Consider the following 9,281-nt stretch of genomic DNA (forward strand, 5'->3'; position numbering starts at 1 on the left):
CCCCGATCAGCTCGACCTCCGCCATGGCACCTCCCGGCCGGTTCAGCTCCCGCGGTAGGTCGAGTACGCGAACGGTGCCAGCAGCAGCGGCACGTGGTGGTGCTCCCCGGGCTCGGCGACGGCGAAGGTGAGCACCACCTCCGGGTAGAAGGTGTCTCGCCCCTGCTCGGCGAACCACGGCCCGGTGGCGAACTCCAGCCGGTGCGTGCCGAGGCCGGTCGCCCCCTCCACCAGCCGGCAGCGGCCGTCGTCGTCGGTGACCCCCTCGGCGAGCAGCTCCCCGCCGGCGAACAGCCGGACGGCGATGCCCATCGCCGGTCGGCCCAGCGCCGCGTCGAGCACGTGCGTCGACACGCTCATCCCCTCGGCTCCGCTCCGGGGTCGTTCCGCTCCTCGCCCCATGCCACGTGTGGCCTCCGCGGTCGCTCCGCTCCTCGCTCGCCGGCGCTCGCTGCGATGCTCACTGCCCCGTCGCCCTCGCGTCCGAGACGAGTTCCCGCACCCGCAGCGCCGTGATCTGCGCCAGCTGCTCGGTCACCTCGGCCCGCTCGGCCTCCTCGTCGTTGCCCAGCCGGCGGCGCAGCTCGGCCAGCATCTCCCCGGGGCTGCGGCCGGCGGCGCGGACCAGGAACACGTGACCGAAGCGCTCCTCGTACTCCCGGTTGCCCTCGGCCAGGGCGGTCCGCGTGGCGTCGTCCGCCCCGGCCATCGCGCCCTGCTCCCGGCGGGAGGCCTCGGCCCCGGGGGAGGAGCCCTCCGGCCGGTCGCCGATCCGCGGGTGCGCGGCCAGGGCGAGGGCCACCTCCGCCCACGGCAGCCCGCGGGCCACCTCCTCGGCGCGGGACACCAGCGTCTCGACGTCCGGATAGGGCCGGCCGGCGGCGATCTCCGCCGCGAAGTGCGGCGCGTCGTTGCAGGCCCGCAGGCGCTGCACGGCGCGGTCGGCGGGCTCGGCGTTGAAGTCGTCGAGGGCTCCCATGCGCCGAGGATGCCAGCCTCGCCGTCGCGAAGGCCCCGGAGACTCCCGCGGACGGGCCGCGACGTGGCAGGGTGCCCGCCATGGTGGACGTGCGCGTGACCGGCCCGGACGTCGAGCGGGGCGAGGAGGTCCTCACCCCCGAGGCACTGGAGTTCGTCGCCGACCTGCAGACCCGGTTCGGCGAGCAGCGCGACGCGCTGCTCGCCGCCCGAGCGACCCGGCGGGCGGAGGTCGCCGCCGCGCGGTGGCTGGACTTCCGTCCGGACACCGCCGGGATCCGGGACGGCGAGTGGCAGGTGCCCCCGCCACCAGCCGGCCTGGTCGACCGGCGGGTGGAGATCACCGGCCCGACCGAGCCCAAGATGGCGATCAACGCGCTCAACTGCGGGGCGAACGTGTGGCTGGCCGACCTCGAGGACGCCAACACCCCGCACTGGCGCAACGTCGTCGGCGGCCAGCTGGTGCTGCGCGACGCCGTCCGCCGGTCCCTGTCGTTCACCAGCCCCGAGGGCAGGGAGTACCGGCTCCGGGAGGACGGCGCCCTCCCCACGATCGTGCCGCGCCCCCGTGGCTGGCACCTGCCCGAGCGGCACCTGCTCGTCGACGGCGCGCCGACCGTCGGGGCGCTCGTCGACGCCGGGCTGTACCTGTTCCACAACGCCCGCGAGCAGCTGGAGCGCGGCAGCGGCCCGTACTTCTACCTGCCGAAGATGGAGGGCCACCTCGAGGCCGGCCTGTGGAAGCTGGTGTTCGACCACGCCGAGCAGGCGCTCGACCTCCCGGCCGGCTCCATCCGGGGCACGATGCTCATCGAGACCATCCCGGCGGCGTTCGAGATGGAGGAGATGCTCCACGCGCTGGGCGACCACGCCGCGGGCCTCAACGCCGGCCGCTGGGACTACCTGTTCAGCGTCATCAAGGTCTTCCGCGAGGCGGGGGCGGACTTCGTGCTGCCCGACCGCTCCGCGGTGACCATGACCGCGCCCATGATGCGGGCCTACACCGAGCAGCTGGTCGCCGTCTGCCACCGGCGCGGGGCGATGGCCATCGGCGGCATGGCGGCGGCCATCCCCAGCCGGCGCGACCAGGAGGCCAACGAGCGCGCGCTGGCCAAGGTGCGCGAGGACAAGACCCGCGAGGCCGGCGACGGGTTCGACGGGTCCTGGGTGGCCCACCCCGACCTCGTGCCGATCTGTCGCGAGGCGTTCGACGCCGTCCTCGGCGACCGGCCCAACCAGCTCGACCGGCAGCGCCCGGAGGTCGCCGTCACCGCCGCACAGCTGCTCGACGTCTCCGGGGTGCCGGGGGAGCGCACGATGGCCGGACTGCGGGCCAACGTCGAGATCGCGATCCGCTACCTGGCCGCCTGGCTGGGCGGCAACGGCGCGGTCGGCATCCACGGGCTGATGGAGGACGCCGCCACCGCCGAGATCAGTCGGTCCCAGGTGTGGCAGTGGGTGCACAACGCCATCGAGCTGGACACCGGTGAGGTCGTCACCGCGGAGCTGGTGCGCCGGGTGGTGGCCGAGGAGGTGGAGAACATCGGGGAGCTGGACCGGCTCGACGACGCCCGGCGGCTGTTCGAGCAGGTGGCCCTGGCCGACGAGTTCCCGGACTTCCTCACCCTGCCCGCCTACGACCTGATCGACTGAGAGAGGGCCCCGGTGCCCCCCTCACCTCGCGAGCTCGGCGAGGGACCCTGCACCGGGGCCGAGGCCATCGGAGGTGCACCGTGACGTTGCCGGAGGCCGTCCACGCCGAGCTCGACCGGCGGCTGGCGCCGGTCGACGCGGCGCGGGCGGCCGCCTACCCGGGCGAGCGGGCCGGCCGGCAACCGGTGCACACCTGCTACGTGCCCGCGGACGCCGTCGTCCCCGGGCTGGCGGCCGCCTGGGGCGCGGCCGCGCTGGCCGCGCTCGACGAGCACGGGCTGCCCGACCTCGGCCTGGACGGCGGCCTGGTCGAGCAGGTGCTGCCGCGGGTGCGGGCCAAGCTGGCGCACGAGCCGGTCGAGGACCTGCGGGTGGACGCCGAGGACGGCTACCGCGGCGCGCCCGAGGCCGAGGACGGCGACGTGTGCCGCGCGGCCGCGGCCGTGGCCGCCGACCTGGCCGCGGGAGCCGCTCCGCCGTCGGTCGGAATCCGCGCGAAGTCGCTGGAGGGACCCACCCGGCGCCGCGGCGTCCGCAGCCTCGACCTGTTCCTCGGCGGCCTCCGGGGGACGGCGGTCGGCTGCACCGTCACGCTGCCCAAGGTGACCGACGTCGAGCAGGTCCGGGCCTTCCTCCCGGTCCTCGACGCGCTGGAGGACGCGCACGGGATCGCCCTCGACCTGGAGCTGCAGGTGGAGACGCCGCAGGCGGTGCTCGGCGCCGACGGGACGGCGACCGCCGCGCGGATGGTGCACGCCGCCGGCCCCCGGCTGACCGGTCTGCACTACGGCACCTACGACTACAGCGCCGCCCTGGGCATCCCCGCGGCGCACCAGGCCTCGGACCACCCCGCCGCCGACCACGCCAAGCAGGTGCTGCAGGTCGCCGTGGCGGGCACCGGGGCCCGCGCCGTGGACGGCTCCACCAACGTCCTGCCGGTGGGCCCGCGCGAGCAGGTGCACGCGGCGTGGCGGCTGCACGCCGGGCTGGTGCGGCGGGCGCTGGAGCGCGGCTTCGCCCAGGGCTGGGACCTGCACCCCGCCCAGCTGCTGACCCGCTACGTCGCCACGTACGCGTTCTACCGGGCGGCCCTCCCCGCGGCCGCGGCACGGCTGGCGGCCTACCGGGAGCGGGTCGACGGCGGCGTCCTCGACGAGCCGGCCACCGCGCGGGCGCTGGCCACCGTGCTGCTGCGCGGCCTGGACTGCGGCGCCCTCGACGACGCCGAGGTGGCCGCCGCGACCGGCGTCGACCGCGCGGTCCTCGACGGGCTGGCCGGCCGTCGAGGCGGTTCCGGAGCGGTGTGAGCGATCCGGCCCCGCGCGACCTACCATCCCTGCGTGATGCCGCGGTGAGCGACGAGGGCCCTGAGCGGTCGCTGTTCGCGAACGGCGGCGAGGTCGGCCGGGCGATGGCCGAGCGGGACTGGGCCGCGACGCCCCTCGGCCCGCCCGAGGACTGGCCGGCCGAGCTGCGCAACGTCGTCCGGATCCTGCTGACGTCCCGGTTCTCCATGTGGGCCGCGTACGGCCCGGAGCTGACCTTCTTCTACAACGACGCCTACGAGCACGACACCCTGCAGGCCAAGCACCCCTGGGCGCTGGGGCGGCCGGCGTCGGAGGTGTGGGCGGAGATCTGGGACGACATCGGGCCGCGCATCGAGTCGGTGCTCGCCACCGGCGTCGCCACCTGGGACGAGGACCTGCTGCTCTTCCTCGAGCGCAGCGGCTATCCCGAGGAGAGCTACCACACCTTCTCCTACAGCCCGCTGGACGATGCCGACGGCCGCACGCAGGGGATGCTCTGCGTGGTCACGGAGAACACCGAGCGGGTGGTCGGCGAGCGCCGGATGGCCACCCTGCGGGACCTGGCCGCGGCGGTCGCTGCCACGCGCACGCAGGCCGACGTCCTCGCCGCCGTGTGCGAGCAGCTGGGGCGCGACCTCGCCGACCTGCCGTTCAGCCTCACCTACCTGCTGGACCCGAGCGGCGTCGCACGGCTGGGCTGCGCGGCCGGGATCGAACCCGGGTCGGCCGCCGCCCCCGCCGTCCTCCTGCCCGGCGACGGCGTCTGGCCGCTGGAGCGGGTCTCCGCCGGGGAGCACGTGGTCCTCGAGGACCTCGGCGAGCGCTTCCCCGACCTGCCCACCGGCCCCTGGCGGCGGCGTCCGACACAGGCGGTGCTGGTGCCGATCGCCCCCGCCTCGGGGGCGGTCGCGGGCTTCCTCGTCGCCGGCCTCAACCCGCACCGCCGTTACGACGACCGCTACCGGGGGTTCCTGGAGCTGGTCGCCAACCAGATCGCCTCGGGTCTGCAGGCCGCGAGCAGCTACGAGGCCGAGCGCAGCCGCGCGGAGGCGCTGGCCGAGCTCGACCGCGCCAAGACCGAGTTCTTCAGCAACGTCAGCCACGAGTTCCGCACCCCGCTGACGCTCATCGCCGGGCCGGTCGCCGAGCTGCGCTCCTCCCCGGTGGCCGCCGACCCGCGGGTCGGCCTGGAGCTGGAGGCGATCGAGCGCAACACGTTGCGGCTGCAGAAGCTGGTCAACACGCTGCTGGACTTCTCCCGCATCCAGGCCGGGCGCATCGAGGCCCGCTTTGAGCCGGTCGACCTGGCCGCCGCGACCGTCGAGCTGGCCAGCGTCTTCCGCTCGGCGGTCACCCGCGCCGGCCTGGAGTTCACCGTCGACTGCCCGCCGCTCGGGGAACCGGTGCACGTCGACCGGGACATGTGGGAGAAGGTCGTCCTCAACCTGCTCTCCAACGCGCTGAAGTTCACCTTCACCGGCGGCATCACGGTGCGGCTGCGGCCCACGGACGACGGCGTGCAGCTCACCGTGAGCGACACCGGCGCGGGCATCCCCGCCGACGAGCTGCCCCGGCTCTTCGAGCGGTTCTCCCGGGTGCGGGGCGCGCGCGGCCGCTCCGGGGAGGGCAGCGGCATCGGGCTGGCGATGGTGCGCGAGCTGGTCGGCCTGCACGGCGGCACGGTCGAGGTCACGAGCGCCCCTGGCGACGGGACGACGTTCACAGTCGCGCTGCCGTGGGGGACCGGCCACCTGCCGCCCGAGCAGCTGGCCGAGGCCTCGTCGGACGGTGCGGCGGTCCCCCCGGCGGTCTCCCCGGCGGTGGCGCCGTTCCTCGCCGAGGCGCTGCGCTGGCTGCCCGTCGAGGACGGCGACGGCGCCGGTGCGGCCGCGGCCGCCTCGCTGCCGTCGCGGGGGACGGCCGGCCGGGTCCTCGTGGCCGACGACAACGCCGACATGCGCGGGTACGTGCAGCGGCTGCTGGCGCCGCGCTATGACGTGCGGACGGTCGCAGACGGCCGCCAGGCGCTCGAGGCGGCCCTGGCCGAGCCGCCGGACCTGGTCGTCAGCGACGTGATGATGCCGGAGCTGGACGGCATGCAGCTGCTGGCCGCGCTGCGCGCCGACAGCCGCACCGCTCGCGTCCCCGTGGTGCTGCTCTCCGCCCGCGCGGGCGAGGAGGCCGCCGTCGAGGGGCTGGCCGCCGGGGCCGACGACTACCTGGTCAAGCCGTTCTCCGCGCAGGAGCTCGTGGCCCGCGTCGACGCGCACCTCCAGCTGGGCCGGGTCCGCCGGGCCGCCGAGGAGCGGTTCACGGCCATGGCCGACCTAGCCCCGGCGCTGATCTGGGTGGCCGACCCGGAGGGCCGCCGGGTGTTCGTCAACCGTGGCTGGACGCAGTACACCGGCCGCGCGGTCCGCGACGAGCTCGGCAGCGGGTGGGTCGACGGGCTGCACCCGGAGGACCGCGACCGTTACGCGGCGACCGTCGAGGCGGCCGTCGCCCGGCGCGAGGGCTGGGAGGTCGAGTTCCGCCTCCGCCGCAGCGACGGGGCCCACCACTGGCTGCTGGAGCACGCCGTCCCGATCGGTGCCGGCGAGACCTTCGCCGGGCACGTCGGCAGCTGCACCGACGTCAACGCCCGCATCCGCGAGACCGAGCGGCAGACGCTGCTGGCCGACGTCGGCGCCGCGCTGGACCGCGAGACCACCCTCGACGGGCAGCTGGGTGCGCTGGCGCGGCTCGTCGTCGACCGGCGGCTGGCGGACCTGTGCACGGTGCGGCTGGTCGGTGAGGACGGCGGGCTGCGCTGGGCGGGCATCGCCGGTCTGGACGGCCGGACCGAGGCCGCGCTCGCCGACCTGGACCCCGACGTCGGGGTGGGGCCCGAGGTGGTGCGTACCGCCCGGTCGGTCGTGCACGCGACGCTGGCGGGCGCCACCGACCTCGGCACGAGCCACCCGGCCCTGGCGCCGCCGCTGGCGGTCGCCTCGGTGCTCGCGATCCCGCTGACGGTGCGCGGGCGGGTCCTCGCCGTCCTCGTGCTCGACCGCCGGGCCGACGCGCCGGCCTACACCGAGGACGATCGGGGGCTGGCCGAGGAGATCGCCGCCCGGGCCGCCCTGGCCGTCGACAACGCGGTGCTGCTCGCCGATGAACGCGCCGCCGCTCACCGGCTGGCCCTGCTGCACCGGGCCACCGCGGAGCTGTCGGCCGCCACCACCCCGGTCGAGGTGGCCGCCGCGGCCGCAGGCCACATCCGCGCGCTGACCGGCCCCGACAGCCGGGTCGCCGTGTACGAGCTCGACCCGTCGCACCGCTCGCTGAGCGCGCTCACGATCAGCGGGGGCTCCGAGGAGGGGCAGCGGCTGTGGCGCACCCTGCCCCTGTCGGCGCCGCTGGTCGCCACGGCGGCGGTCACCCGGCGCCGGCCGCTGTGGATCGAGGACGTCACCACGATGCCGCCCGCGGACCGGCAGCTGCCCACCGAGCTGGCCGAGGCCGTCCGGGCGTACGGGCTGGCGGCCAACGTCGGCCTCCCCCTCGTCGTGGCCGGCCGGGTGGTGGGGGTCCTCGTCATCGCCTGGCCGACGGTGCAGCGCTTCTCCGCCAGCGACCGGGCCATGCTGCTGGCCGTCGCCGAGCAGTGCGCCCAGGCCCTCGACCGTGCCCGCCTGTACCGGTCCGAGCGCAGGATCGCCGAGACCCTGCAGCTGAGCCTGCTGCCGGCCCAACTGCCCCGGCTGGAGCGGCTCGCACTCGCCGCGCACTACCTCCCCGGTGCCGAGGGCACCCAGGCCGGCGGCGACTGGTACGACGTGGTGGAGCTCGAGGGCGACCGCGTGGCCATCGCCGTCGGCGACGTCGTCGGGCAGGGTCCGGCCGCCGCCGCCGTCATGGGACAGCTGCGCAGCGCGCTGTCGACGGCCCTGCTGCAGGGCTGCGGTCCCGCGGAGTCCCTGGAGCTGCTGGACCGGTTCGCCGCCCGGCTGCCCGGGGCGCTGGCCTCGACGGCGGCCTGCCTCGTGGTCGACGCCGCGGCCGGGACGGTGTGCTGGGCGCGGGCGGGGCACCCGCCCGCGCTGCTGGTCACCCCCGACGGGGCGCGGCTGCTCGACGGCGCCGGCGCCGGCGCCGTCCTCGGGGCACCGGGCCGGGCTCCGTACACCGAGGCTGCCGCCGAGGTCCCGACCGGAGCCACCCTGCTGCTCTACACCGACGGGCTCGTCGAGCGCCGCGGCGAGGTGCTCGACGAGGGGTTGGACCGGGTCCGCACCACGGCCGCGCGGCACGCCGCCGCCGATCCGGCCCGGCTGACCGCCCGGCTGCTCGCCGACGTCCTCGCCGACACCGACCAGCCCGACGACGTCGCGGTGATCGCCGCCCGCCTGCTGCCCGGCCCGCTGGCCCAGCGGCTGCCGGCCGACCCGAGCCGGCTCTCGGCCGTCCGCCGCGCGGTGACCGCCTGGACGGCGGCGGCCGGGCTGCCGGAGGACGCCGCCGACGACCTCCAGCTGGCGCTCGGCGAGGCCCTGGCCAACGCGGTGGAGCACGCCTACGCCGGCGCCGGGCAGGGCGAGTGCTCCTACCGGGTGGCGCGGGACGCCGACGGCGGGGTGCGCGTGGAGGTCCGCGACAGCGGGGTGTGGCGCCCACCGCCGGAGGACAGGGGCTTCCGCGGGCGCGGGCTCGACCTGATCAGCGCGCTGGCGACCGACGTCGAGATCGGCCACGGGGAGGGCTCCGGCACGACGGTGCGCTTCCGGCTGCCGCCGCCGACCGCCGCCCCCCACACCACGCGGCGGCCGGCGCAGGGAACGGAGGACGGCGACGCACCGGCGCGGCTGCTGGTGTCCGACGGACCGGGGGGCCTGCGGCTGGAAGTGGTGGGGGAGCTGGACCTCGCCGCCACCGGTCCCGTGGGCGAGGAGCTGCTCGACCGCCTGGCGCAGCTGCCGGCGGGCTCGCGGGCCACCCTCGACCTCCGGCGGACCACCTACCTGGCCAGCGCGGGCGTCGGGATGCTGCTGCAGGCCCTCGCCCGTGCGGGTGACGCGGGCCTGCAGCTCCGCCTGCGGACGGAGCGGGGCACGCCACCGGCGCGCATACTCGGACTGGCCGGGTTGGGGGAGCAGCCGGCCGGGGAGGCCGTGCGTCCGTCGACGTGACGACGCGCACAGGCGTCCCCGGTGACGAGGACCGGGTCGGGATGGTCCAGGATGTCGCTCCGGTCGACCGGAGCGACACGGCCAGGAAGAGGACGGGAACGGTGCACCACCGGGCAGAGGAGCGTGCCGCGCTGCGCGCACAGCACGTCCTGCCCGGTCGCCGGCACAGCACCCG

5 protein-coding genes are annotated in these 9,281 nt (G+C 76.5%); 3 read left to right on the forward strand and 2 right to left on the reverse strand.

Translation table 11 applies throughout. From position 1 onward, the window contains the following. Nucleotides 1-42: 42 nt before the first annotated feature. Both uraH and uraD read right to left on the reverse strand, forming a co-directional pair. Entirely contained in the window at nucleotides 43-360 is a 318-nt protein-coding gene (gene uraH / locus ACI79C_RS07225) for a hydroxyisourate hydrolase (RefSeq protein ID WP_456944947.1), read from the reverse strand. Nucleotides 361-460: 100 nt separating this feature from the next. Continuing rightward, entirely contained in the window at nucleotides 461-979 is a 519-nt protein-coding gene (gene uraD / locus ACI79C_RS07230; RefSeq protein WP_456944948.1) for a 2-oxo-4-hydroxy-4-carboxy-5-ureidoimidazoline decarboxylase, read from the reverse strand. 80 nt (nucleotides 980-1,059) lie between these two features. Between uraD and aceB the strand changes: the two genes are divergently transcribed. The 3 genes from aceB to ACI79C_RS07245 all read left to right on the forward strand — a co-directional run bounded on the left by aceB (nucleotide 1,060) and on the right by ACI79C_RS07245 (nucleotide 9,106). After that, nucleotides 1,060-2,631 carry a malate synthase A gene (aceB, locus tag ACI79C_RS07235; protein WP_456944949.1) on the forward strand — a complete coding sequence of 524 codons (1,572 nt, stop codon included), beginning with the start codon at nucleotides 1,060-1,062 and terminating at the stop codon, nucleotides 2,629-2,631. Nucleotides 2,632-2,711: 80 nt separating this feature from the next. After that, nucleotides 2,712-3,938 carry a DUF6986 family protein gene (locus tag ACI79C_RS07240; protein ID WP_456944950.1) on the forward strand — a complete coding sequence of 409 codons (1,227 nt, stop codon included), beginning with the start codon at nucleotides 2,712-2,714 and terminating at the stop codon, nucleotides 3,936-3,938. Nucleotides 3,939-3,982: 44 nt separating this feature from the next. Beyond that, nucleotides 3,983-9,106, forward strand: coding sequence for a SpoIIE family protein phosphatase (locus tag ACI79C_RS07245; protein ID WP_456944951.1), 5,124 nt, complete (start codon nucleotides 3,983-3,985; stop codon nucleotides 9,104-9,106). The last annotated feature ends 175 nt before the right edge of the window (nucleotides 9,107-9,281 follow it).

Source organism: Geodermatophilus sp. SYSU D00697, from assembly GCF_054050175.1.

What these genes read in the sequence shown, in the direction of transcription:
- uraH (WP_456944947.1), bottom strand. Translation starts at nt 360, where the DNA reads ATGAGCGTGTCGACGCACGTGCTCGACGCGGCGCTGGGCCGACCGGCG.
- uraD (WP_456944948.1), bottom strand. Translation starts at nt 979, where the DNA reads ATGGGAGCCCTCGACGACTTCAACGCCGAGCCCGCCGACCGCGCCGTG.
- aceB (WP_456944949.1), top strand. Translation starts at nt 1,060, where the DNA reads ATGGTGGACGTGCGCGTGACCGGCCCGGACGTCGAGCGGGGCGAGGAG.